The sequence below is a fragment of the Pseudomonas sp. R1-43-08 genome, assembly GCF_003852255.1.
Taxonomy (GTDB): Bacteria; Pseudomonadota; Gammaproteobacteria; order Pseudomonadales; family Pseudomonadaceae; genus Aquipseudomonas.
The window spans coordinates 4,227,589-4,252,187 of sequence record NZ_CP027734.1 but is presented as its reverse complement, the minus strand read 5'-3'; the positions used below and the strand labels follow the sequence as shown (position 1 = coordinate 4,252,187).

Genomic DNA, 24,599 nt, shown 5'->3' with positions numbered 1-24,599 from the left:
TTATTCCTCCATCGGCTGGGGCGTGCCGGGCGCCGACAGGGGAACGCCGGCGCCGTCGAACATCGCGTCTTCCACGCCTAATTCGTAGCCCGTCTGGCGGTAGTAACTGCGCAGCAGTTCCAGGCTTTGCGCAGATAACGGATTGCCGCTCAAATCAGAGTCGTCATCCAGCGGCATGGGCATTTCCAGCAGGTCGCTGGGCAGCTCCATGATCTGGTTGTCGCTCAGGTCCACGACCCGCAGGCGGCGCAGGCTGAAGATCCCTTCCGGTACGTTTGTCAACTCACAGCTGTGCAGGTAAACCGATACCAACCGCCCGAAATGACGCAGGTCAGGCGTCAGGGTCAGGGGGTTGTTGCTCAGGTCCAGGTATTCCAGCTGGACCAGGCCCGACAGCAGCTCATTGCTGGCGGGCGTCAAGCGGATGTGGTTTTGCGCCAGCTTCAGGTAGCGCAGGCGTGCCAGGTGCAACAACGAGGCGGGCAGGTCGCCCAGCGTGTGGTTCTCGATGGTCAGGTTGATCAGGTTGGGAAAACACCTCAGCAACCCGTCGACCTGTTGATTGGTGCTGTCGCCGATGATTTCCAGCAGGGTGACGTGGTCGAAGCGCGCGGTCAGCGTCGGCATGTCCCCCAACAGTTGCCCGTCGAACACCAGCTTGAAGCTGCGTCGGATAAACACGCTGGAGTCGTCCAGTTCGCCCTCCCGGCGCCAGCAACGTTCGAGCAGGCTTTTGAAGGCCAGTCGGCGCAGTTGTTCACGTGCGCGGGTGTCTTCGTCCAGCACCGTGTCGAGCAGCGGATCCCGTTGCGGGATGTCGGCGGCCCAGTCCCGCAACTGGCGTTCCATCTGTCGGTATTCGACGCCCAGGCGCGTGATTTCAGGCGCGGCGGCGTCCAGGTCGCCGGGCAACTGAAAATACAGGCGATTGATTTCGCGGGCGCCCAGGCTTGGGTACAGTGCCTGGAGCTGCTGCATGTGCACCGGGGGCGCCTCGACGTTCCAGTGTTCGCCGCTGGCCTGGCAGTAGGTCTTGATACGCGCCAATGTTTGCCGCGACAACGGGTTGCCCGCCAGGTCGAACGACGCGCCGAAGACGGCGGGCAATGCAAACCCCTGATCGGAAATGTCCTCGATGACGTTGTGGCTCAGGTCGACCCGTGTTCGATAAACACTGCCGGAGAGCAGCGCCGGCGGAATTTCGCGCAGGCCTGTGTTACTGAGCGACAGGCTGGCGAGGTTGCTCAGGCGGTTGAAGTCCGGCAGCCAGCTCAGGCGGTTGTTCGCCAGGTCCAGGTGCTTGAGGTGAACCATGCCGGACAGTACCTGGGTGCTGACGGGGTTGAGGGTGAGGCCGCAGTCGTCCAGGCGCAGGTGGGTCAATCGCAGCAAGTGCGGCAAGGTCTTGGGAAAGTGACTGAGGGCATAGTGCTCAACGGACAGCCGTTCCAGGTTGGGAAAACTGCGCAGGAACGCCCCCAGCAGCAGGTCGGAACCATCGCCGCTCAGCAGCAGGGATGAGACCTGCTTGAGTGGCCGGCTCAGGGCGGGAAGCTCGCCGCTGACGGGGTGCGTCAGCCTGACTGTGAAGCATGGCTGATCGCCCTGGGCCTGTTCATCCTGCTCGGCTTCCCGGCGCCAGACAGCCTCGAGGGTGTCCACCAACCGTGCGCGGGCGGCGCGCGCCTGGACCGAGGCCAGCGGGTCTTCGGCCCAGGGACTCAGGTCCTGGCGAATGCTGCGGTAGTCGGCGCCAAGCTGCTCCAGCGCGGCCTGGGTGGCGTCGAGGTCACCTGGAAAATCAAAAATGAGCTGATTGATGTCATCGTCGCTCAGGGTCGGGAACAGGCGTTTGGCCTGCTCGATGTCCGCACTGGGCGCATCGATATCCCAGCGGCCTGTGGTCCTTTGGTAGTAAGCCTTGACGCGCTGCAGGGTCGCCCGCGAAAGCGGGTTGGCGCTGAGGTCGAACTTGCGGCTGGTGGCCACCGGCAAATCGAAGAGCGCTGCCGGCAGCTCGCTGATCTGGTTGTTCGACAGCACCGCCAGTTCCAGCTGCGGGCGGTCGAGCATGCCAGGCGGCAGCTCGCGAATGCCGGTATAGCTCAAATCCAGGTGCTGCAGCCGGGGCATATTGGCGACGCTGGGGGTCAGGCCCAGCGGGTTGTTGTACAGGTCCAGGGTCACCAGGCGGGTCATGCCGGCTAGGACTGCACGGCTTTCTTCGCTCAAGATAATGTTGCAGTCGCTCAGGATCAGGGTGTTGAGGGCGGGCAGTCGGGTGATGCTCGGCGCAAGGCGAGCGAGGGAAAATTTGCTGATGGTCAAGTGACGCAGGCGTTGAAACATTTGCACAAACCTGTCCACCTCCAGCGGGGTGTGGGCGCCGCTCAACTCCAGCAGGGTGATGTGCTCGAAACGCGCGGTGAGCACGGGCAGTTCGCCGTAGATGGGCATCGTCAGTTGCAGCTTCTGGCCGCTGAGAGCCGGCTGTTCGTGGACCTCATCAATCTCGGTTTCCTGCCGCCAGCTACGCCTGATTTCCTCGGCCCACAGCCTGCGATCGCGGCGCGCATATTGATACTCCTGGGCCGTCAGCGGTGCCTCGGTAATGGGGTGGAACGGCGGCGTCGCGTGCTCCCACACGGCAAGGTCGGTGTCCATTTTGTCGTACTCGGCCTGCAGCGTGATCAGGCTGGGCAGGGCGCCGCCCGGTCGCTCTTCCAGGGTTTGCACCAGTTCGCTGATCTGCTCGCGGTTGAGCCGAGGCAGCAGGTGGTGGGCGCGCTGCTCGAGGGAGAGCTGCGCCTGTGACGGTCCGGCGGCCTGGTAGCCTTCCATGCCGCCACGCAGGCGCATCACTTCGGGATCATAGGTGGGTTCGCGATAGGTGTCCTTGCCGAGCAGGGCGCGCGATTGCTCGCGGTCCAGCACATGTTCGGCAACCGCCTGGCGCAGGCGTTCGCCCTGGCCGATATGGATGTCCAGGGCGTCGCGCTGGCTGTCCGGGATAGCCTGGAGGATGGCGGTGTAGAAATCGGTGTCGGCGAACACCGGCCCCGTTTCATCGACCGGGGTGTACTGGCCCGTTTCGGTGCGTACCAGGGTCCTCTTGAGTGTGGCGCCTTCGGCGCCGATGGCTTGCAGCAGTGGGCCGTTGGCGTGGTACTCGCGCAGTTCCAGGCGCAGCTCGGTCGACCATCCGGGCAAGCGCTCCAGGGACCGCAGGACCAGCAGATAGGTGTCCGGGTTGTCGACGGCGTCCAGGTACAACCCTTCGTAGGCACGGGTGGTGCGTACCTCCAGCTGGGCCGAGGCGGCCTGCTCGACGATACGGGCGGGCACCTTGCCGAGGTCAATGGCCCGCCACTCCGCGCCGCTGGCACTGGCCAGCAGTTCCTCGGCCACGCTGGTGGGCAGCCCGCGTTCCGGGGCGGCATCAATGATTTTTTGCAGCGAGGCAGTGGGGCTGCGTTCTTCGCTGCGGTAGCGGGAGTCGAACAGGTTGAAGCGTTTGTCATGGGCAAGCCGGGCGATTTTTTTGCGCAGGGCGCCGGCGCGCAGGTGAGTGTGCGGGGCGGGCAGGTCGGCGGGTTCCTCCAGCAGCAGCTTGCGCTCGGGTTCATCCAGGCTGTCGATCAGGATGCGCAGCAATTCACCGTTTTTCAGCTGGCTTTCGCGCACCTGCACCACGTGCGCACCGGATTGCCCGGCGAACTCCCACTGGGTATTGCCGCTGGAGTCGACAAGACGCAGTGTCCTGGATACCGGCCATAGGCCGTTGCTGGTCAGTACCTGCAACTGAGTCTGGATATCGGCCTGCCGGTAAATTCCGGGGTCATCGCTGTTCATTTGCGTGATGAAGTCTTGCAGCGCCTGGTCAATCTTGAAGCGCTTGAGGGTGTCGGCCAGCAGCGGGGGCGGCGTTTGCTGGCGCATGTGCATCTTGCGCAAGGTATTGTCGTGGGTGCCGCTGACGCTATGTGCCTGGCGCAGGCGGGCGTCGCTGAGCCCGTCCGCCCGGTAGCCGAGGCGACGCATCAGGGTGGCATTGTCCCAGTGCAGCGGGCGCTCCATTTCGGTGATCCAGGCGCCCTGGCCGTTGTTCAGTAACCGTGGAGCGTAGGCGGCTGGGCGGCTGGGATGGCGTAGGGAATAGCGCAGGCTGGCGGGGTCTTGTTGCAGGCTGTAGTAATCGCCATCCAAGGACAGCAGGATGTTGCCATTATAGCGGTACAGGCCTTGTGGGTCGGGACGTACTGTCTTGGGCGGTGTGAACTTGACACGATAGGGCGCAAGGTCGGGTTTCCACAGGCGCTGACCGCCCTCGGGTGTGGTCACGGGTGTCAGGCCGTTGAGAAAACCCAGGCACTCGCCGGGCAGTACCTTGCGCAACAGGCCTTGGGCGATAGGGATTCCGGTGGCAAACAAGCCCAGTTGCACCAGTTGCTCGACAAACCCCATGGTGTGCCCGAACGCTTCCCGCGTCAGGCCTTCAGCCCAGTCGATAACGCCCTCGAAGGCCTCGTCCAGCAGTTGGTAAGCGGTGTAGCCCAGCATCAGCAGCCCAAGCGGTGGAACAAAAGGGCTGGCAATCAGGGCTGCCACTTGCAGCAGCGCCGAGCCGATTTTCTGCACCAGATCCCAGCGCTCCCAACGGGCCTTGCGGTTGACGGCGGCGGTGGACACCGCCTGGCTGCTCGCGTCATCGCGCAACTTGCTCAACTTCATCTGGTGCAGGTGCTGGAACAGGGGTTGCTTGATGGGCAGGCCACGAAACTCCAGCTTCGGCCGGTCCACCTCGGTCTCGCGCCAGCTCGGCAGCGGGTCGCCCGGCGTATGGGGGTGCCAGGTCACTTCGCTCAGGCGGCGGTTGAGGTCGGCGAAGAAGCTGCCGATATCGGCATGGCTGACAAAACGGCTGAAAAAGTGTTGAAAGTCCGTCGAACGCAGCCGTGCCGCGAGCGCCTGCATAAACGCCTGCGCGCTGGGGTATTGCTTGATCGGGTGCTTCGGGTCGTCGGGGATATAGGCGATGACCGGCGCCACCGCGCGGCTTGAGTCCAGGTGCGGCGAAAACACCACAATCCCGACCAGGCGACTGGACATGATGACCAGCTCATGGGCGATCAATGCCGGGCGCTGGCTGGCGTGGCTGATCAGGCTGTGCACAGCGTCATACCCGGCCTGCGGGATGTCGCCCTTGAGCAGCGCCATGTACAGCGACAGTTTGAGCGCGCTGGTCTGGCTTTGCTCGACGCGGGCCTGAAGCACCGCTTCGGCCACGGGGTTGCCCAGCCCCAGGTAATCCTCGAGATAACGCTGGTAGCGCCCGCCTATATCGAGTTCGCGGCACAGGGTGGCGAATTGCGCGACGCTGATGCGCGCTGCAATCGCCGGCAGGCTCTGGAAGTGCCCGGCGGCATTGGGCTGGGTGCTAAAGCCGGAGTTCTGCTCGTAGGCATCGGGCTCGGCTTCAGCCGGCTCGAAGTTGTGCAGGGCGGCCTTCAGCAGCGATACGCTCCAGGTGCGCGAAGCCCCGGCTCTGACGTGAACCCCGGCGAGGGTCAAGGGCACGTAGAGTTGCAGCCAGGTGCTGCGCACATCCAGGTCCAGCGCATATTGGCGCTTGAGCGCCGCTTGCAGCAACTCGGCGCCAAACGTCTCCGGGCTCTTGAGCTCGGCCAGGGCCTTGTCCACTTGGTTCTGCCGGGTCCAGGCTTCGCCGTTCAGGCGCTTGAGTTCTGCGTGTTGGGCGTCGCAGGCGTGCTTGTACCAGTCGGGAATACTCGGCGCGTGTTCGCCAAGGGCCGAACGCCTGGCGGGCGCGGCATCCCCCAGCCAGTGGGGGATGGCCTGCGTGAGGATTGCGTGGTGGATGTCGGGTGCGACGGGGACGGGGCGTTGGCGCATTGGATCGGTCCTTGAGGGTACAGGTGTTTATCCAGCAGACCAGTCCACGCCCGATCGACGGCGGTAAATACGTGGGGCGCCACGCCCGCGCCGATTTGCGAAGATCCCCTGCGCACGGAGCGGGCGCACGGTTTAAACTGCGCCATTGCGACGCTATTTGTCGCATTGGCGTAAACCCGCGTAAAACGCGGGTTGGCGCTATAAGAAGTTGTCGCTTGGCGGCAAGGCCGCACTGAAAACTGTCCTTACAATCCCTGCATCGCCCGCCAGTTCCAGGCAGGCGTTCCTCTTCAGGAGACTCCGATGTCCGTTGAGCAAGCCCCGGTGCAACGTGCCGATTTCGACCAGGTCATGGTGCCCAACTACGCACCTGCCGCGTTCATTCCCGTGCGTGGCGCAGGTTCGCGCGTGTGGGACCAGGCGGGTCGCGAGCTGATCGACTTTGCCGGCGGCATCGCGGTCAACGTATTGGGCCACGCCCACCCGGCGCTGGTCGGCGCACTGACCGAGCAGGCCAACAAGCTGTGGCATGTCTCCAACGTGTTCACCAATGAGCCGGCGCTGCGCCTGGCCCATAAGCTGATCGACGCCACGTTTGCCGAGCGTGTGTTCTTCTGCAACTCCGGCGCCGAAGCCAACGAGGCCGCCTTCAAGCTGGCCCGTCGCGTGGCGTTCGACCGTTTCGGCAGCGAGAAGTACGAGATCATCGCCGCGCTGAACAGCTTCCACGGCCGTACCCTGTTCACCGTCAACGTCGGTGGTCAGTCCAAGTACTCCGATGGTTTCGGGCCTAAAATCACCGGCATCACCCACGTTCCTTATAACGACCTGGAGGCTTTGAAAGCCGCCGTGTCGGACAAGACCTGCGCCGTGGTGCTGGAGCCGATTCAGGGCGAAGGCGGCGTACTGCCGGCCGAGCTGGCTTACCTGCAAGGCGCCCGCGAACTGTGCGACGCGAACAACGCGTTGCTGGTGTTCGACGAAGTGCAAACCGGCATGGGCCGCAGCGGCCACCTGTTTGCTTACCAACACTACGGCGTGGTGCCGGACATCCTCACCAGCGCCAAGAGCCTGGGTGGCGGTTTCCCGATTGCCGCGATGCTCACCCGCGAAGACCTGGCCAAGCACCTGGTGGTCGGCACCCACGGCACCACCTACGGCGGTAACCCGCTGGCGTGCGCAGTGGCTGAAGCGGTGATCGACGTGATCAACACTCCCGAGGTGCTGGCCGGCGTGAATGCCAAGCACGACCTGTTCAAGGCGCGCCTGGAGCAGATCGGCGAGCAGTACGGCATCTTCACCCAAGTGCGTGGCATGGGCCTGCTGATCGGTTGCGTGTTGAGCGATGCGTTCAAGGGCAAGGCCAAGGACGTGTTCAATGCGGCCGAGAAAGAAAACCTGATGATCCTGCAAGCCGGCCCGGACGTGGTGCGTTTCGCGCCGAGCCTGGTGGTGGAAGAGGCGGACATCAACGAAGGCCTGGATCGCTTCGAACGTGCCGTAAAAACGCTGACCCAAGCCTGATACACATCTTTCTGCCGGACCGGATCAAATGTGGGAGGGGGCTTGCTCCCGATGGCGGACGGTCAGTTGATGCAACTGGTACTGAACCACCGCCATCGGGAGCAAGCCCCCTCCCACATTGGATATGGGTTGTGCCTGACGTGTCCGGTATTTTTTCCCTATGATTTTTTCGAGTTAAGGAGTGACACCATGCTGGTGATGCGCCCCGCGCAAATGGCTGATCTGGGCGAGGTACAGCGTCTGGCTGCGGACAGCCCGATTGGTGTCACCTCCTTGCCGGATGATGTGGAACGCCTGAGCGACAAGATCGCGGCCAGCGAAGCGTCCTTCGCGGCCGAGGTGAGTTTCAACGGTGAAGAAAGCTATTTCTTCGTGCTCGAAGACACCGAGACGGGCAAGCTCGTCGGCTGCTCGGCCATCGTCGCGTCGGCCGGCTACTCGGAACCCTTCTACAGTTTTCGTAACGAAACCTTCGTGCACGCCTCCCGCGAGCTGAAGATCCACAACAAGATCCACGTACTGTCCCAGTGCCACGACCTCACCGGCAACAGCCTGCTCACCAGTTTCTACGTGGTGCCTGAGCTGGTCGGTTCGCCGTGGTCGGAGCTCAACTCCCGTGGCCGCCTGTTGTTCGTCGCCAGCCACCCCGAGCGCTTTGCCGATTCAGTGGTGACCGAGATCGTCGGCTACAGCGACGAGAACGGTGATTCGCCGTTCTGGGACGCCATCGGTCGCAACTTCTTCGACCTCAATTACGCTGCCGCCGAGCGCCTGTGCGGGCTGAAAAGCCGTACGTTCCTTGCCGAGCTGATGCCGCATTACCCGATCTACGTGCCGCTGCTGCCGGACGAAGCCCAGGAAGCCATGGGCCAGGTGCACCCGCGTGCGCAGATTACCTTCGATATCCTCATGCGCGAGGGCTTCGAAACCGACCATTACATCGACATCTTCGACGGCGGCCCGACGCTGCACGCACGGGTTTCGGGCATCCGCTCGATCGCCCAGAGCCGCGTGGTGCCGGTGAAAGTCGGCGAGATGCTCAAGGGTGTCGGCCGCCAGTACCTGGTCAGCAACGCGCAGTTGCAGGATTACCGTGCGGTGATGCTGGAGCTGGACTACGCGCCTGGCAAACCGGTGACCCTGGACCTCGCCGCCGCCGAAGCCCTGGGCGTTGGCGAAGGCGCGAGCGTGCGTCTTGTTGCAGTGTGAGAGCCGGTATAAAACAGAGTTTCGCGGGTGGCTGCAAAGCGGCCCGTTCGAGGAGATAGCATGATCGTTCGTCCCGTACGCAGCAGCGATTTACCGGCCCTGATTGATCTGGCGCGCAGCACCGGCACCGGCCTCACCACCTTGCCGGCCAACGAAGAGCGCCTGACCCACCGCGTGGGCTGGGCCGAGAAAACCTTTCGCGGCGAAGCCGGGCGCGGCGATGCCGACTACCTGTTCGTGCTGGAGAACGACGAAGGCCGCGTGGTGGGCATTTCGGCCATCGCCGGCGCCGTCGGCCTGCGCGAGCCGTGGTACAACTTCCGGGTCGGCCTGACGGTCAGCGCCTCCCAGGAATTGAACATCTACCGCGAAATTCCGACGCTGTTCCTGGCCAACGACCTTACCGGCAATTCCGAGCTGTGTTCGTTGTTCCTGCACGCCGATTACCGCAACGGCCTCAACGGCCGCATGCTGGCCAAGGCGCGCATGCTGTTCATTGCCGAATTCCCGCAACTGTTCGGCAACAAGATCATCGCCGAGATGCGCGGCGTGTCCAACGAAGCGGGGCGCTCGCCGTTCTGGGAAAGCCTGGGCCGGCACTTCTTCAAAATGGAATTCAGCCAGGCCGACTACCTCACCGGTGTCGGCAACAAAGCGTTTATCGCTGAGCTGATGCCCAAGTTTCCGCTGTACAGCTGCTTTCTTTCCGAAGACGCGCGCAACGTGATCGGCAAGGTCCATCCGGATACCGAACCGGCGCTGAGCATGCTCAAGAGCGAAGGCTTCAGCTACCAGGGCTATGTGGATATCTTCGACGCCGGCCCGGCGGTGGAGTGTGAAACCAGCAAGATCCGTGCGGTGCGCGACAGCCAGGCGCTGGTGCTGGCCATCGGTACGCCGGGGGACGACGCCACGCCGTTCCTGATCCATAACCGCAAACGCGAAGACTGCCGCATCACTGCCGCCCCGGCTCGCTTGGCGGCGGGCACGTTGGTGGTCGATCCGCTGACCGCCAAGCGTCTGCAGCTTGTGGTCGGTGATCAAGTGCGTGCCGTACCGTTGTCCGCAGCCCGGGAGTCGAAATAATGAATTCGTTGTACATCGCAGGTAGCTGGCTGGCCGGCCAGGGTGAACTGTTTGAATCGCGTAACCCGGTGACCCAGCAGGTGCTGTGGAGCGGCAACGGTGCGACGGCCGAGCAGGTCGAGTCCGCCGTGCAGGCCGCACGCCAGGCATTTCCAGGCTGGGCCCGGCGTTCGTTGGAAGAGCGCATCAGTGTGCTCGAAACCTTCGCCAGTACCCTGAAAAGCCGCGCCGATGAAATCGCCCGCTGCATCGGTGAGGAAACCGGTAAGCCGCTGTGGGAATCGGCCACCGAAGTCACCAGCATGGCCAACAAGATCGCGATCTCGGTGCAAAGTTATCGCGAGCGTACCGGCGAGAAGAGCGGGCCCCTGGGCGACGCCACCGCTGTGCTGCGCCACAAGCCCCACGGCGTGGTGGCGGTGTTCGGCCCTTACAACTTTCCTGGCCACTTGCCGAACGGGCATATCGTCCCGGCGCTGCTGGCGGGCAATACCGTACTGTTCAAGCCTAGCGAGCTCACGCCCAAAGTGGCCGAGTTGACCGTGCAGTGCTGGGTCGAAGCGGGTTTGCCGGCGGGCGTGTTGAACCTGCTGCAAGGTGCGCGGGAAACCGGCATAGCGTTGGCGGCCAACCCAGGCATCGACGGGTTGTTCTTCACCGGTTCCAGCCGCACCGGCAACCATCTGCACCAGCAGTTTTCCGGGCGTCCGGACAAGATCCTGGCCCTGGAGATGGGCGGCAACAACCCGCTGTTAGTGGACGAAGTGGCCGACATGGATGCGGCGGTGTACACCATCATCCAGTCGGCGTTTATCTCCGCCGGCCAACGCTGCACCTGCGCCCGTCGCTTGCTGGTGCCGCAAGGCGCCTGGGGTGATGCGTTGCTGGCGCGTCTGGTGGCGGTCAGCGCGGCCATTGAAGTGGGCGCGTTCGACCAGCAACCGGCGCCGTTCATGGGCTCGGTGATTTCCCTGGCGGCCGCCAAAGCCTTGATGGACGCCCAGGAACTGATGTTGGCCAATGGCGCCGTGGCACTGCTGGAAATGACCCAACCGCGAGATCAGGCCGCCTTGTTGACCCCAGGCATCATCGACGTGACGGCGGTGGCCGAGCGCGAAGACGAAGAACTGTTCGGCCCGCTGTTGCAGGTGATTCGCTACGCGGATTTTGCCGCTGCCATCACTGAGGCCAATAACACCCAGTACGGCTTGGCTGCTGGTTTGCTCTCGGATTCCGAAGAGCGTTACCAGCAGTTCTGGCTGGAAAGCCGCGCCGGCATCGTCAACTGGAACAAACAGCTGACCGGCGCCGCCAGCACCGCACCGTTCGGCGGGGTAGGGGCTTCGGGCAACCACCGCGCCAGTGCGTATTACGCGGCGGATTATTGCGCGTATCCGGTGGCGTCGCTGGAAACCCCGAGCCTAGTGGTTCCAGCCACTCTGACCCCGGGCATAACACTGGTCTAAATGTGGGAGGGGGCTTGCCCCCGATAGCGGTGGACCAGTCACCTGATTTATCAACAGACAGACTGCTATCGGGAGCAAGCCCCCTCCCACACTGAATCTGTGATGTGTTGAAGATTGCTTATAAAAACAGATGTTCGTGGAGCCTCGCCGATGAAATCCTATGAAGTCAATTTTGACGGTCTAGTGGGGCCGACCCATAACTACGGCGGTTTGTCCTTCGGCAACGTCGCGTCCCAGAGCAACAGCCAGCAACACTCCAACCCCAAGGAAGCGGCGTTGCAGGGGCTGCAGAAAATGAAAGCGCTGATGGACATGGGCTTTGTGCAAGGCGTGCTTGCACCCCAGGAACGTCCGAACGTGGTCGCCTTGCGCAGCCTCGGTTTCAGCGGCACCGACGCGCAGGTCATTCAGCAGGCGGCCAAGCAAGCCATGCCGTTGCTGGTGGCAAGCTGCTCGGCGTCGAGCATGTGGGTGGCCAACGCGGCCACGGTCAGCCCCAGCGCCGATACGGCGGACGGCCGCGTGCACTTCACCGCTGCCAACCTCAACTGCAAATACCACCGCAGCATCGAACACCCGACCACCAGCCGCGTGCTGGGGGCGATGTTTGCCGATCAGCAGCACTTTGCGCACCACGCCGCGTTACCGGCGGTGGCGCAGTTCGGTGATGAAGGTGCGGCGAACCACACGCGTTTTTGCCGTGACTATGGCGAGGCGGGCGTAGAGTTCTTCGTATTCGGCCGCAGTGCGTTCGACGCCCGTTACCCGGCGCCGCAGAAATACCCGGCGCGCCAGACGCTCGAGGCGTCCCAGGCGGTTGCGCGTTTGCACGGCCTGAAGGATGAGGGCGTGGTCTACGCCCAGCAGAACCCGGCGGTGATCGATGCCGGTGTGTTCCACAACGACGTGATTGCGGTAGGTAACGGCGAAGTGCTGTTCTACCACGAGGACGCGTTCCTCCATACCGAACAGATGCTCGCTGAGTTGCAGGGCAAACTGGGCAAGTTGGGCGGCAATTTCCAGTCGGTCTGCGTGCCGCGTGCCCAGGTCAGTGTGGAGGACGCGGTGCGCTCCTACCTGTTCAACAGCCAGTTGCTGACCCGTCCTGACGGCTCGATGCTGCTGATCGTGCCGGAAGAATGCCGCGCCAACGAGCGCGTCTGGCAGTACCTGCAACAGCTCACGGCCTCCGGCGGGTTGATCCGCGAAGTGAAAGTCTTCGACCTCAAGCAAAGTATGCAAAATGGCGGCGGCCCGGCGTGCCTGCGTCTGCGTGTGGCGTTGAACGAAACCGAACTGGCGGCGGTGAATCCAGGCGTTATCATGACCGCGCCGCTGTACGACACCCTGACCCAGTGGGTCAACAAGCACTACCGCGACAGCCTGCGCGAAACCGACCTGGCTGACCCGCAACTGCTGCTTGAGTGCCGGACGGCACTGGATGAACTGACGCAAATCCTTAAACTGGGCTCGGTTTATCCTTTCCAGACCCATTAACGCCCTACGGCTGAGATATTTTATTTATGACCGACACCCTTAAGCTGATCCTTGAAGACACCGACGGCACCCAGCTGGAAACTTCCTGCACCCGCGTTGCCGTGGTCTGGCAGGGCAAGGAGATCTGGATCCAGCACGACGGCCGTGGCCAACTGCTGATCGGCGTGGATGTGGAGGAGGGTGACGCCGAGTACGCCAACCTATTGATGCGCCCATTGGCGACCAACCTGATGAGCCTGCAACTGGAAATGGAACCGGCCGAGGTTGAAGGCGACGACGATCACGTCCATGGTCCTGGCTGCAACCACTAAGGAAGCTGCTTATGCTCGCCCTCGGCAAACTGCTTGAACTGACCCTCGCCGGTCGCGAACCGGCGCAAAAAATTCAACTGACTGTCGACGGCGTGCAGATGCGCTGGCTCAGTGAGGGCGCGCTTGAAGTGCGTCCTCCTGAAGCACGGGACAACGGCAGCGACCTGCTGTTGTCGTCCGGCATCCATGGCAACGAAACCGCGCCGATCGAGTTGCTCGACCGTCTGTTGCATGGCATCGCCCGTGGGGAAATCAAACCCCGCACCCGTATTCTGTTCCTGTTCGGCAACCCCGAGGCCATGCGTCGCGGCGAGCGTTACCTCGAACTGGACGTCAACCGGCTGTTCAACGGCCGGCATGAAAGCAACATCGGCCCCGAAGCCATGCGCGCCGCCGAACTGGAACAGCTGGCCCGCAGCTTTTTCAGCCAGCCTGGCCGTTCGCGCCTGCATTACGACCTGCACACCGCGATTCGTGGCTCGAAGATCGAGCAGTTTGCGCTGTACCCGTGGAAGGAAGGGCGCCAGCATTCACGCCGTGAGCTTGAGCGCCTGCACGCAGCCGGCATGCAAGCGGTGCTGTTGCAGAACAAGACCTCGATCACCTTCACCGCCTTTACCTACGAACAGCTGGACGCCGAGGCCTTCACCCTGGAGTTGGGCAAGGCGCGGCCGTTCGGGCATAACGAGGGCGTGGATGTTTCCCGCCTGGAGCTGCGCCTCAGGCAGATCATCGAAGGCACCGAACCTGCCACGGACAGCCTCGACGGTATGCAGCTGTTCGCCGTTGCGCGTGAAGTGATCAAGCACAGTGACGCCTTCCTGCTGCACCTGCCGGCGGATGTGGAAAACTTTTCGGAGTTGGAAAAAGGCTACCTGCTGGCCGAAGACGTAGCCAAGACCCGCTGGGTAATCGAGGAAGAGGGCGCACGCATCATCTTCCCCAATCCGAAGGTGAAGAATGGTTTGCGCGCGGGGATATTGATCGTGCCAACCACGGATGCCGACCTAGTGTAGTTTTCAAGGCCTGACCCTATGCAAATGTGGGAGGGGGCTTGCTCCCGATGGCGGTGTATCAGTTACAGATGAGCTGACTGACACACTGTTATCGGGAGCAAGCCCCCTCCCACATTGTTTTTGCGGTGTTGCTTATACCGCTACAGCCCGCGGCTCGCTACGACGGATCGCCCGTACTTTGTGCAGGGTATCGGCGCAAGTACGTGCCGCTTCCTGGCCCTTGTGCACGAAGTGCTCGTAGAAGAACGTGGTGTGTTCGCTGCCGCCGTGGAAGTGATGTGGGGTCAGCGACACCGAAAATACCGGCACTTCGGTTTCGAGCTGCACCTGCATCAGGCCGCTGACCACCGATTGCGCGACGAATTCGTGACGGTAGATGCCGCCATCCACCACCAGCGCGGCGGCGACGATACCGGCGTAACGGCCGGTCTTGGCCAGCAGTTTGGCGTGCAGAGGCATTTCAAAGGCGCCGCCGACTTCGAAAAAATCGATATCCGATTCCTGGTAGCCCTGGGCGATCATTTCGGCGAGGAAACCTTTGCGCGACTGGTCGACAATATCCTTGTGCCAGCAGGCCTGGATAAATGCGACGCGCTCGCCGTGGTGGTTTTTGCTTTTGCTGTCGATTGCAGTGGGTTGCATGTTCTGACTCCTGTTTAAGAAAAAAACAGGGCGTTATGAATCGAATGGGATTTAAGGGTATGCACCGCTGTTTTCATGCAGGCATGAATTCAACGCGCGGCCCTTAGGTGCCAATCCCGTTCTCTCTTCATCCGGACTATGACCGTCGGCCCCGGGATCACACCGGGTCTGCTGACCTTGTCGCCGTCCTGCCTGAGCAGTTCGAGGCGCCAAGCGCTCGCGGGCTATGCACATTGCGCGCAATTACCGCCGGTGGGGAATTGCACCCCGCCCTGAGAACGTTGCCACCAGAACCCTGGCGGCGGAGAGTTTTTAACATGCTTTTTCAAAAACTGCACGGTTGCCGTATCGATAAGCTATATCGGTTTGTTTGGTGGGTATTCGATTGAATGCAGCGGGGACTTGATATTGCGTGGCTTTGCCCGCAGTAATCACTCACAAAAGGACTTATCCATTCCGTTAGAGGCCCCCTTCATGACCGTGATCGACCTGCGCAGCGACACCGTGACCCAACCCACCCCCGGTATGCTCGATGCGATGGCCAGCGCCGTCAGCGGTGATGACGTCTACGGCGAAGACCCCAGCGTCAACCGACTGGAGGCTGAGTTGGCCAGGCGCCTGGGCTTTCCGGCCGCGCTGTTCGTGCCCACCGGCACCATGAGCAACCTGCTGGCGTTGATGGCCCACTGTGAGCGCGGTGAGGAATACATCGTCGGGCAACAGGCCCATACCTACAAATACGAAGGGGGCGGGGCGGCCGTGCTGGGTTCGATCCAGCCGCAGCCGCTGGAGGTGCAGCCAGACGGTTCCCTGGACCTCGACCAGGTGCTGGCGGCGATCAAACCCGATGATTTCCATTTCGCCCGCACGCGCTTGCTGGCGCTGGAAAACACCATGCAAGGCAAGGTGCTGCCATTGGCATACCTGGCCAGGGCGCGGGCGTTTACCCGCGAACACGGCCTGGCGTTGCATCTGGACGGCGCGCGGCTCTACAACGCAGCGGTCAAGCTGGGCGTGGACGCGCGTGAAATTGCCGGGCATTTCGATTCGGTGTCGGTGTGCCTGTCCAAGGGGCTCGGTGCGCCGGTCGGCTCGGTGCTGTGCGGTTCCACGGCATTGATCGCCAAGGCGCGGCGTCTGCGCAAGATGGTCGGCGGTGGCATGCGCCAGGCTGGTTCACTGGCTGCGGCAGGCCTGTATGCGCTGGATCACCAGGTGCAGCGTTTGGCCGATGACCACGCCAATGCGCAGTGGCTGGGGGATGAGTTGCGCCAGGCGGGTTATACGGTGGAGCCGGTACAGACCAACATGGTCTATGTGCAGATCGGTGACCGGGCCCAGGCGTTGAAAGCGTTTGCCGCCGAGCGCGGGATCAAGTTGAGCGCCGCTCCGCGCCTGCGCATGGTGACGCACCTGGACGTCAGCCGGGCGCAGATTGAGCAAGTCGTGCAGACATTCGTCGCATTTTCGCAGAAATGACAGTGCAGGCCGTCTAATTGACTGCTTCTATCACATAAACACGCTGTACCACCGGCAAAGGGCCGATATAATGCGGCCCTTTGCCGTCGCTTCGTCTGATGATGTTGCGCACTGGCCTTTGGCCGCAGCCTCCGTGGAAGAACCTAATGAAAAGCGCAGAAATCCGTGAAGCCTTCCTTCGCTTCTTCGAAGAGCAAGGCCACACCCGTGTAGCCTCAAGCTCCTTGATCCCAGGCAATGACCCCACCCTGCTGTTCACTAACGCGGGGATGAACCAGTTCAAGGACTGTTTCCTGGGCCAGGAAAAACGCGCCTACACCCGCGCCACCAGCAGTCAGAAGTGCGTACGCGCCGGCGGCAAGAACAGTGACCTGGAAAACGTGGGTTACACCGCGCGCCACCACACCTTCTTCGAAATGCTGGGTAATTTCAGTTTCGGCGATTATTTCAAGAAAGACGCGATCACCTTCGCCTGGACCTTCCTGACCGGCGTGCTGAAACTGCCCAAGGAAAAGCTCTGGGTAACCGTCTATGCCACGGATGACGAAGCGTATGACATCTGGACCCAGCAAATCGGCGTGCCCGCCGAGCGCATGATCCGCATCGGCGACAACAAAGGCGCGCCGTACGCCTCCGATAACTTCTGGACCATGGGCGACACCGGCCCTTGCGGCCCCTGCACCGAGATTTTCTACGATCACGGCGCCGACATTTGGGGTGGCCCGCCGGGTTCGCCGGATGAAGACGGCGACCGCTACATCGAAATCTGGAACAACGTGTTCATGCAGTTCAACCGCACCGCTGATGGCGTGTTGCATCCGTTGCCTGCACCGTCGGTGGACACCGGCATGGGGCTGGAACGGATCAGTGCGGTCATGCAGCACGTTCATTCCAACTATGAAATCGACCTGTTCACCAATCTGTTGAGTGCATCGGCTGCGGCCATTGGCTGCGCCAATGAAGGCCAGTCTTCGCTCAAGGTCGTATCGGACCACATCCGCTCCTGCGGTTTCCTGATTGCCGACGGGGTGCTGCCGTCCAACGAAGGCCGTGGCTATGTGCTGCGCCGGATTATCCGTCGCGCCTGCCGTCACGGTAACAAACTGGGCGCTACCGGCAGCTTCTTCTACAAGATCGTGGCTGCCCTGGTGGCCGAGATGGGCGATGCCTTCCCGGAACTGAAGCAGCAACAAGCCAATATCGAGCGGGTGCTCAAGGCTGAGGAAGAGCAGTTCTCCAAGACCCTGGAGCACGGCCTGAAAATTCTCGAGCAGGACCTGGCTGAACTCAAAGGCACCGTGGTGCCGGGCGATGTGGTGTTCAAGCTCTACGACACCTATGGCTTCCCGATGGACCTGACCGCCGACATCGCCCGTGAGCGTGAGCTGACCGTCGATGAGGCCGGTTTCGAGCGTGAGATGGAAGCCCAGCGTGTGCGTGCGCGTTCCGCCAGCTCGTTTGGCCTGGACTACAACACCCTGGTCAAGGTTGATGTGCCTACCGCGTTCATCGGCTACAAGGCTACCGCCGGCGCGGCCAAAATCGTTGCCATTTATAAAGACGGCAAGTCAGTCGATGTGCTGAACGAGGGCGATGAAGCGGTGGTGGTCCTGGACCAGACGCCGTTCTACGCGGAGTCGGGCGGGCAAATCGGTGACTGTGGTTTCCTCAGTTCGACGTCCGGTCGTTTCGACGTGCGCGACACCACCAAGACCGGTGGTGCGTTCCTGCACCATGGTGTGTTGGTACTGGGCAACCTGGTCGTCGGCGCGCCAGTCGACACGCAAGTTGATGCCGACGTAAGGCATGCAACGGCGCTGAATCACTCGGCCACTCACTTGCTGCACGCTGCGTTGCGTCAGGTGTTGGGCGAGCATGTCCAGCAAAAGGGCTCGTTGGTCAACAGCCAGCGCCTGCGTTTCGACTTCAGCCACTTCGAAGCGATCAAGCCTGATCAGATCAAGGCGCTGGAAGATATCGTCAACGCCGAAATCCGTAAGAACACCCCGGTTGAAACCGAGGAAACGGATATCGAAACCGCCAGGAACAAGGGCGCCATGGCGCTGTTTGGCGAGAAGTATGGCGATGAAGTGCGCGTACTGAGCATGGGCGGCAGTTTCTCGGTGGAACTGTGTGGCGGTATCCACGCCAACCGCACCGGTGACATTGGCCTGTTGAAAATCATCAGCGAAGGCGGTGTGGCCTCCGGTGTGCGTCGTATCGAGGCAGTCACCGGTGCCGCGGCGCTGGCCTACCTCAATGCAGCCGAAGAACAACTCAAGGAAGCGGCCGGCCTGGTCAAGGGTAGCCGCGACAATCTGATCGACAAGCTGTCCGCCGTGCTTGAGCGCAACCGTGCGCTGGAGAAACAGCTGGAGCAGTTGCAAGCCAAGGCGGCCAGTGCTGCGGGCGACGATCTGTCGGCCTCCGCGGTTGACGTCAAGGACGTAAAAGTCCTGGCGGCGCGCCTGGACGGGCAGGACGGCAAGGCGTTACTGGCCTTGGTCGATCAGTTGAAGAACAAGCTCGGCCGCGCAGTGATCCTGCTCGGCAGTGTCCATGAGGATAAGGTCGTGCTGGTTGCCGGTGTAACCAAGGACCTGACTGGCCAACTTAAAGCCGGTGATTTGATGAAGCAAGCCGCTGCGGCAGTGGGCGGCAAGGGCGGTGGTCGTCCGGACATGGCGCAAGGTGGCGGTGTAGATGCCGGCTCCCTGGACGCGGCCCTGGCCTTGACCGTGCCGTTTGTCGAGGCAGGTATTTAAGGCGCTGTTAATGAGCCCATGGTCTAGTCGTGGGCTCGCTCGGTTGCTGGAAGATTCGTTTATTGGGCGCCCCTTTACGGGCTGAGGCGGCTTAGAAATGGCTTTGATCGTACAGAAATTCGGAGGCACCTCGGTCGGTTCTGTCGAAAGAATCGAGCAGGTGGCCGACAAGGTTAAGAAGTTCCGTGATGCCGGCGACGACCTGGTGGTGGTGCTGTCGGCCATGAGCGGCGAGACCAATCGCCTGATCGACCTGGCCAAGGCCATCAGCGGTGATCAACAACCGCTCCCGCGTGAGCTGGACGTGATTGTGTCCACTGGTGAGCAGGTAACCATTGCGCTGCTGGCCATGGCCCTGAACAAGCGTGGTGTGCCAGCGGTGTCCTACACTGGGAGTCAGGTGCGCATCCTTACCGACAGCGCACATACCAAGGCGCGCATCCTGCAGATCGACGATCAGAAGATTCGTGCTGATCTGAAGGCTGGGCGCGTGGTCGTGGTAGCGGGTTTCCAGGGTGTTGACGAGCAGGGCAATATCACCACGCTTGGGCGTGGCGGTTCGGACACCACGGGCGTGGCACTGGCAGCGGCTCTCAAGGCTGACGAATGCCAGATCTATACCGATGTCGATGGCGTCTACACCACCGACCCGCGCGTCGTGTCCGTGGCCCAGCGCCTGGACAAGATCACCTTTGAAGAGATGCTGGAAATGGCCAGCCTCGGTTCCAAGGTGCTGCAGATTCGTGCGGTGGAATTCGCCGGCAAGTACAACGTTCCGCTGCGCGTATTGCACAGCTTCAAAGAGGGTCCGGGCACCCTCATTACTATTGATGAAGAGGAATCCATGGAACAGCCGATCATTTCCGGCATCGCTTTCAACCGCGATGAAGCCAAGCTGACGATCCGTGGCGTGCCAGACACCCCGGGTGTGGCCTTCAAGATCCTCGGTCCTATCAGCGGCGCGAATATCGAAGTCGACATGATCGTGCAGAACGTTTCGCACGATAACACCACCGATTTCACCTTCACCGTGCACCGCAACGAGTACGATGCGGCCGAGCGTATCCTGCAGAACACTGCAAGCGAGATCGGCGCCCGTGAAGTGATCGGCGACACCAAGATTGCCAAGGTGTCGATCGTGGGTGTGGGCATGCGCTCCCATGCCGGTGTTGCCAGTCGCATGTTCGAAGCGCTGGCCAAGGAAAGCATCAACATCCAGATGATCTCCACGTCGGAAATCAAAGTCTCGGTAGTGATTGAAGAAAAATACCTGGAACTGGCCGTGCGCGCGCTGCATACCGCTTTTGAGCTGGACGCTCCGGCCCGACAGGGCGAGTGATGCGATGCCAGGAAGGCGCGGCTTACCGCGCCTTTCATTTTTTTGTAGGGCGCATGTTCTTTTGCGTGGGCTCGACAATACTTAGGCGGTAGGGCTACGGCCTTTTGGTTGTAGGTCGAATGCCTTTTTTTTGCAGACTGTTGTTCCTGAAATGAATTGCGTGAGGTGAAAGGTATGTTGATTCTGACTCGTCGTTGCGCAGAAAGCCTGATTATCGGTGATGGCGAAATCACCGTGACCGTGCTCGGCGTCAAAGGCAATCAAGTGCGTATCGGGGTTAACGCTCCGAAAGAGGTAGCGGTCCATCGCGAGGAAATCTACCTGCGGATCAAGAAAGAGAAGGACGAAGAACCAAGCCTTTAATTTTTATCGTTTTTTATGTTTGCAAACGGGGAGGAACGTGGTTAATATACGCCCCGTGTTGCGGAGAGCTGGCCGAGTGGCCGAAGGCGCTCCCCTGCTAAGGGAGTACACCTCAAAAGGGTGTCGGGGGTTCGAATCCCCCGTTCTCCGCCATTATTTGCTTAGTACGTTGCAATCTGGTTTTTTCGGTAAGTTGTTGAAATTGATCGAAAAAATAGCTTTACATAGAGATTGAACGGCCTATAATGCGCGGCAACAAATGCACTCGTAGCTCAGCTGGATAGAGTACTCGGCTACGAACCGAGCGGTCACAGGTTCGAATCCTGTCGAGTGCACCATTTAAGAGTCAATTGCAGCAATGCAGATGGCTTGGTTTCAACCAGTTGTGATCTGGTCTAAAAAACACACTCTGCACTCGTAGCTCAGCTGGATAGAGTACTCGGCTACGAACCGAGCGGTCACAGGTTCGAATCCTGTCGAGTGCACCATACAAACAAAAAGCCCGCCTAGTGCGGGCTTTTTGCCGTCTGGGGTTTGTGTAGGCTTTATCCTGGCGTACGTCTTTTTCTGTTTCCCTTGTGTTTTCCCTTCCCGCTGCGTCGTCGCAGTTCATAGATGTAGCCAGCACTCAGCTTTGGCTTGCAAGCGCTTGTTCTTTCCAGTTTTTTTTTGACGTTAAAAGCGGCCGAGCGGTGTATCATGCGCCGGTCAGCCCCGCCGGGGCTTGTGGAATGCCTCCATGGACTTACCCAGTAGTTACTCAGTATCCCGCTTTACCAATCATGAATTGACTGATTGATCCTTCCGGCGCGCTCCGCTGCTGGGAGTGGAGTTCGCCTATGACCGAAGTAGAAGTAAAGAAAACACAAGAAAGCCTGCAGGATCGCCTGGCTCAAGTTATCGAGCTGCTGCAGCGCCAGCGCGTGGTCGAAGACCTCACGCACCGCCAGGAAGGACCGCACCACGACCGCGTCGAAAACCTGGTTCACCGGCAAAATCTCGTCGAGCTGCAACGCAAACTCGATGACCTGCACTCCGCCGACGTTGCTTATATTCTCGAAGCCTTGCCGCTGGATGATCGCCTGACGCTCTGGCAGTTGGTCAAGGCTGATCGCGACGGCGACATTCTCCTTGAAGTATCTGATTCGGTCCGTGAAACCCTGATCGCCGACATGGACGATCATGAGCTCCTGGCTGCGGCCAAGGAGATGGATGCGGACGAGCTGGCCGACCTGGCGCCTGAATTGCCGCGCGATGTTGTTCATGAGCTGATGGAGGCGTTGGACACTCAGCAGCGTGAGCGTGTGCGTTCCGCACTGTCTTATGATGAAGACCAGGTCGGCGCGCTGATGGACTTCGAGATGGTCACCATCCGCGAAGACGTCAGCCTGGAAGTGGTACTGCGCTACCTGCGCCGTCTCAAAGAGCTGCCGGGGCATACCGACAAGCTGTTTGTGGTCGACTATGAAGGCATTCTCAAGGGCGTATTGCCCATCAAGCGCCTGCTGGTAAATGATCCGGAGAAGAGAGTTGCTGACCTGATGGCCAGCGATACCGTGAGCTTTCACCCGGATGAAGATGCCTACGACGCAGCCCAGGCTTTTGAGCGTTACGACTTGATCTCTGCCCCGGTGGTGGACAAGAACGGCAAGTTGATCGGCCGTTTGACGATTGACGAAATCGTTGACCTTATTCGCGAAGAGAGTGAAACCGAAGTCCTCAACATGGCGGGTTTGCGTGAAGAGGAAGATATTTTCGCGTCAGTCTGGCGGTCGCTGCACAACCGTTGGGCTTGGTTGGCCGTTAACCTGATTACTGCATTTATCGCCTCCCGCGTGATCGGGCTGTTCGAGGGCTCCATCGAAAAGTTGGTGGCCCTGGCGGCGTTGATGCCGATTGTGGCCGGCATCGGCGGTAACTCCGGTAACCAGACCATCACCATGATCGTACGCGCCATGGCGCTGGATCAGGTCAGTACCGCCAACTCTTCGCGTCTGCTGCGCAAGGAGCTGGCCGTGGGGCTCATCAACGGCCTGGTGTGGGGAGGGGTAATCGGCGTGGTGGCTTACTTGCTATATGGCAGTTGGTCGCTGGGTGTGGTGATGACCGCTGCAATGACCCTCAATTTGCTTCTGGCTGCCCTCATGGGGGTTTTGATCCCTATGACCCTGGCGCGTCTGGGGCGCGATCCTGCCATGGGGGCCAGCGTGATGATCACGGCCATGACTGACAGTGGTGGCTTCTTCATCTTCCTGGGCTTGGCTACGATCTTCCTGCTCTGACCTTTCCTGCGGGGGCAAATCTGCCCTCGCATTGCTTTCTTGCTCAACTCCCACGCAAAAAAAAGCCAGCACATGGCTGGCTTCGGCTTTCAGCTGCAAATCAATTGGCTTCTGCGGCCGCCTCTACGTCGTGCGCGATCAGCGAGACGAGAGCATTTTGCTGGCGGTGGGAAAGCTGACGAAAACGCTGCAGCAGTTCGCGTTCGTGCAGTGACAGCTCTGGGCTGTCCAGGCGCATGCTCAACTCTTCACCCAAGGCACCTTCCTGAATAAGGCTCTGTTCCAGGCGAGCGATGATTTCGGAGTTCATGCTGCGATGATGATTGCGAGCCACCTCGGCAATGCGTTCCCGCATTCCGTCTGGCAGACGTACGACGAACTTGTCAGCCGTACGGCTGGAATAAATTGCCTGTTTCAATGGGCGCATATATTTAACCGGTTAGTTCAGGGGAGCGGTTTTTGGAATTGGCCGCAAGATGAGTGTTAAGACAAGGCTCACGACCAAAGTTCAACCCGAATTGCAAAGAGGCCGCATCATGCCTCAGATTTGACATTTCCTTGGCGTCAATTCTGTGACAAATATTGAACCGCCTAAAGGCTTTATGCCAGCACTGATTTGCATTTTTGCGGACTGGTTGGAAAAGTTTTCGCGTTGGGTCGGGTATTCCTGATCTTCGCGCAAGCCTTATCCGAAATCGGGTTGAAGAGCGCACACCCAAGCAACATGGCCTTTTGCCCTCATCTGTAAGGGTAGTGGCAGTTTGCTGATTTGCTAGCGCAAAGCGACATAAGGTCGGGCTGGAGGGGGATTAGCGCAGTATGGGGTCGAATTTTATCCGCCGCCCGAGGGCGAGCGTCAGGATCAGGAGGCATCCAAAAACAGCACTGGCGATGAACGCCAGGGTGCGAGTGTTTTGCATAGCATTACTTAAGCCCAGTAGGGGGGTTGCGAGCGTCAGGCACAAAAAAAACCATGCAGATTTGGACATGAGTAGCGCTCTCAGAAAACCCAGTGTTCGGATGTTGGGGTGGCTTGGGTGCCTTGGGTTAAGCGAATAGGGGATTGAGGGTCGGCTGTCATCACCGCCAGCTGTGGTCTTTGCTGCAGGTGGTGCGGTACGGCCTGGGTGATTTGAGCCGGGTCTTGCAATTTGGCTGGGAAGAAATGAAAAGTTACCAGCGCAGCCAGTGCCATTGCGTTGAGGGCGAGTAATAGGGCGCTGTTCATAGTCTTCTTCTCCGTATGCCTTGGCCAAATGGGTTTATGGGAGAAGTGTTGCAGGTCGCGTGCCAACTGATTTATTCAGTATAATCAATGGGTTATCTTGGTTTATGGGGAGTCGTATAGTGCAATTTGCAATGATGGCACTTTGGGGGAGTGCATTTTGCACGACGGCATAGGCCGCCCGGATTGTATTGGGCTGCGCTACCGCATGCTTGCAAGCGTTGGCTTACGATCAAAAAGCCAAGGGATGACATGACAAAAACTACCTTGCCCGTTAACATGCACGCCGTCCGTCGTTGAGCCTTTGGCTTGTCGATTGCGATTTGTCCCAGTAGCTCAATTGGATAGAGCATCCCCCTCCTAAGGGGAAGGTTGGCCGTTCGAACCGGCCCTGGGACACCATCCCTCAGTTGTTGTCTTGTTGCGTTCGTCAATATCAAATCAATCGCTTCCTTAGCTTCCTGACTGTAGCCGTGAGAAGT

Annotated in this window: 17 protein-coding genes, 4 tRNA genes and 1 riboswitch; of the genes, 16 read left to right on the top strand and 5 right to left on the bottom strand. The window is 60.5% G+C overall.

The window, feature by feature from the left end; genetic code table 11:
- Window positions 1-5,913 carry a dermonecrotic toxin domain-containing protein gene (locus C4J87_RS19430; RefSeq protein WP_124368062.1) on the bottom strand — a complete coding sequence of 1,971 codons (5,913 nt, stop codon included), beginning with the start codon at window positions 5,911-5,913 and terminating at the stop codon, window positions 1-3.
- 303 nt (window positions 5,914-6,216) lie between these two features.
- On the opposite strand from C4J87_RS19430, the gene C4J87_RS19425 reads away from it, so the two are divergent.
- From C4J87_RS19425 to astE, 7 genes are all read left to right on the top strand, one after another.
- A complete protein-coding gene (locus C4J87_RS19425; RefSeq protein WP_124364051.1) occupies window positions 6,217-7,437 on the top strand; it encodes an aspartate aminotransferase family protein in 1,221 nt (406 codons plus the stop codon).
- A 189-nt stretch (window positions 7,438-7,626) separates the two neighbouring features.
- Window positions 7,627-8,646 carry an arginine/ornithine succinyltransferase subunit alpha gene (gene aruF, locus C4J87_RS19420; RefSeq protein WP_124368061.1) on the top strand — a complete coding sequence of 340 codons (1,020 nt, stop codon included), beginning with the start codon at window positions 7,627-7,629 and terminating at the stop codon, window positions 8,644-8,646.
- Window positions 8,647-8,706: 60 nt separating this feature from the next.
- Window positions 8,707-9,732: an arginine N-succinyltransferase gene (astA, locus tag C4J87_RS19415; protein WP_124368060.1), complete on the top strand. Its 1,026-nt coding sequence runs from the start codon at window positions 8,707-8,709 to the stop codon at window positions 9,730-9,732.
- Window positions 9,729-11,198, top strand: a complete 1,470-nt coding sequence (astD, locus tag C4J87_RS19410) for a succinylglutamate-semialdehyde dehydrogenase (RefSeq protein ID WP_164487689.1) — start codon at window positions 9,729-9,731, stop codon at window positions 11,196-11,198. The genes astA and astD overlap by 4 nt, the downstream gene beginning before the upstream one ends.
- A gap of 150 nt (window positions 11,199-11,348) precedes the next feature.
- On the top strand, window positions 11,349-12,695 hold the full coding sequence (gene astB, locus C4J87_RS19405; RefSeq protein WP_124368058.1) for an N-succinylarginine dihydrolase: 1,347 nt from the start codon (window positions 11,349-11,351) through the stop codon (window positions 12,693-12,695).
- Window positions 12,696-12,721: 26 nt separating this feature from the next.
- Window positions 12,722-13,006, top strand: a complete 285-nt coding sequence (locus C4J87_RS19400; protein ID WP_124364046.1) for a topoisomerase II — start codon at window positions 12,722-12,724, stop codon at window positions 13,004-13,006.
- Between the two features lie 11 nt (window positions 13,007-13,017).
- Window positions 13,018-14,022: a succinylglutamate desuccinylase gene (gene astE / locus C4J87_RS19395; RefSeq protein WP_124368057.1), complete on the top strand. Its 1,005-nt coding sequence runs from the start codon at window positions 13,018-13,020 to the stop codon at window positions 14,020-14,022.
- A gap of 132 nt (window positions 14,023-14,154) precedes the next feature.
- Here the strand turns inward: astE and C4J87_RS19390 are convergent, their stop codons facing one another.
- Window positions 14,155-14,664, bottom strand: a complete 510-nt coding sequence (locus C4J87_RS19390; RefSeq protein ID WP_057723717.1) for a 6,7-dimethyl-8-ribityllumazine synthase — start codon at window positions 14,662-14,664, stop codon at window positions 14,155-14,157.
- A 114-nt stretch (window positions 14,665-14,778) separates the two neighbouring features.
- Window positions 14,779-14,948, bottom strand: a riboswitch (FMN riboswitch).
- A gap of 190 nt (window positions 14,949-15,138) precedes the next feature.
- Between C4J87_RS19390 and ltaE the strand changes: the two genes are divergently transcribed.
- The 8 genes from ltaE to mgtE all read left to right on the top strand — a co-directional run bounded on the left by ltaE (window position 15,139) and on the right by mgtE (window position 22,892).
- Window positions 15,139-16,143, top strand: coding sequence for a low-specificity L-threonine aldolase (ltaE, locus tag C4J87_RS19385; RefSeq protein ID WP_124368056.1), 1,005 nt, complete (start codon window positions 15,139-15,141; stop codon window positions 16,141-16,143).
- 146 nt (window positions 16,144-16,289) lie between these two features.
- Window positions 16,290-18,908 carry an alanine--tRNA ligase gene (gene alaS / locus C4J87_RS19380; protein ID WP_124368055.1) on the top strand — a complete coding sequence of 873 codons (2,619 nt, stop codon included), beginning with the start codon at window positions 16,290-16,292 and terminating at the stop codon, window positions 18,906-18,908.
- Window positions 18,909-19,005: 97 nt separating this feature from the next.
- The gene (locus C4J87_RS19375) at window positions 19,006-20,247 is read left to right on the top strand and encodes an aspartate kinase (protein WP_124368054.1); all 1,242 of its coding nucleotides are present in this window, start codon (window positions 19,006-19,008) and stop codon (window positions 20,245-20,247) included.
- A 174-nt stretch (window positions 20,248-20,421) separates the two neighbouring features.
- Window positions 20,422-20,610, top strand: a complete 189-nt coding sequence (gene csrA / locus C4J87_RS19370) for a carbon storage regulator CsrA (RefSeq protein WP_003175645.1) — start codon at window positions 20,422-20,424, stop codon at window positions 20,608-20,610.
- Between the two features lie 62 nt (window positions 20,611-20,672).
- A tRNA-Ser gene (locus tag C4J87_RS19365) sits at window positions 20,673-20,763 on the top strand.
- Between the two features lie 108 nt (window positions 20,764-20,871).
- Window positions 20,872-20,948, top strand: a tRNA-Arg gene (locus C4J87_RS19360).
- A 73-nt stretch (window positions 20,949-21,021) separates the two neighbouring features.
- Window positions 21,022-21,098 (top strand) — tRNA-Arg (locus C4J87_RS19355).
- 351 nt (window positions 21,099-21,449) lie between these two features.
- Complete coding sequence (gene mgtE, locus C4J87_RS19350; protein WP_065892684.1) at window positions 21,450-22,892, top strand: magnesium transporter; 1,443 nt, start codon at window positions 21,450-21,452, stop codon at window positions 22,890-22,892.
- A gap of 100 nt (window positions 22,893-22,992) precedes the next feature.
- On the opposite strand, the gene C4J87_RS19345 is transcribed toward mgtE, so the two are convergent.
- The 3 genes from C4J87_RS19345 to C4J87_RS19335 form a co-directional block, all read right to left on the bottom strand.
- Window positions 22,993-23,319 carry an Arc family DNA-binding protein gene (locus tag C4J87_RS19345; RefSeq protein WP_003193592.1) on the bottom strand — a complete coding sequence of 109 codons (327 nt, stop codon included), beginning with the start codon at window positions 23,317-23,319 and terminating at the stop codon, window positions 22,993-22,995.
- 382 nt (window positions 23,320-23,701) lie between these two features.
- Entirely contained in the window at window positions 23,702-23,881 is a 180-nt protein-coding gene (locus C4J87_RS26475) for a PA3371 family protein (RefSeq protein ID WP_124368053.1), read from the bottom strand.
- 11 nt (window positions 23,882-23,892) lie between these two features.
- The gene (locus C4J87_RS19335) at window positions 23,893-24,120 is read right to left on the bottom strand and encodes a hypothetical protein (RefSeq protein WP_124368052.1); all 228 of its coding nucleotides are present in this window, start codon (window positions 24,118-24,120) and stop codon (window positions 23,893-23,895) included.
- A gap of 322 nt (window positions 24,121-24,442) precedes the next feature.
- On the opposite strand from C4J87_RS19335, the gene C4J87_RS19330 reads away from it, so the two are divergent.
- A tRNA-Arg gene (locus C4J87_RS19330) sits at window positions 24,443-24,519 on the top strand.
- The last annotated feature ends 80 nt before the right edge of the window (window positions 24,520-24,599 follow it).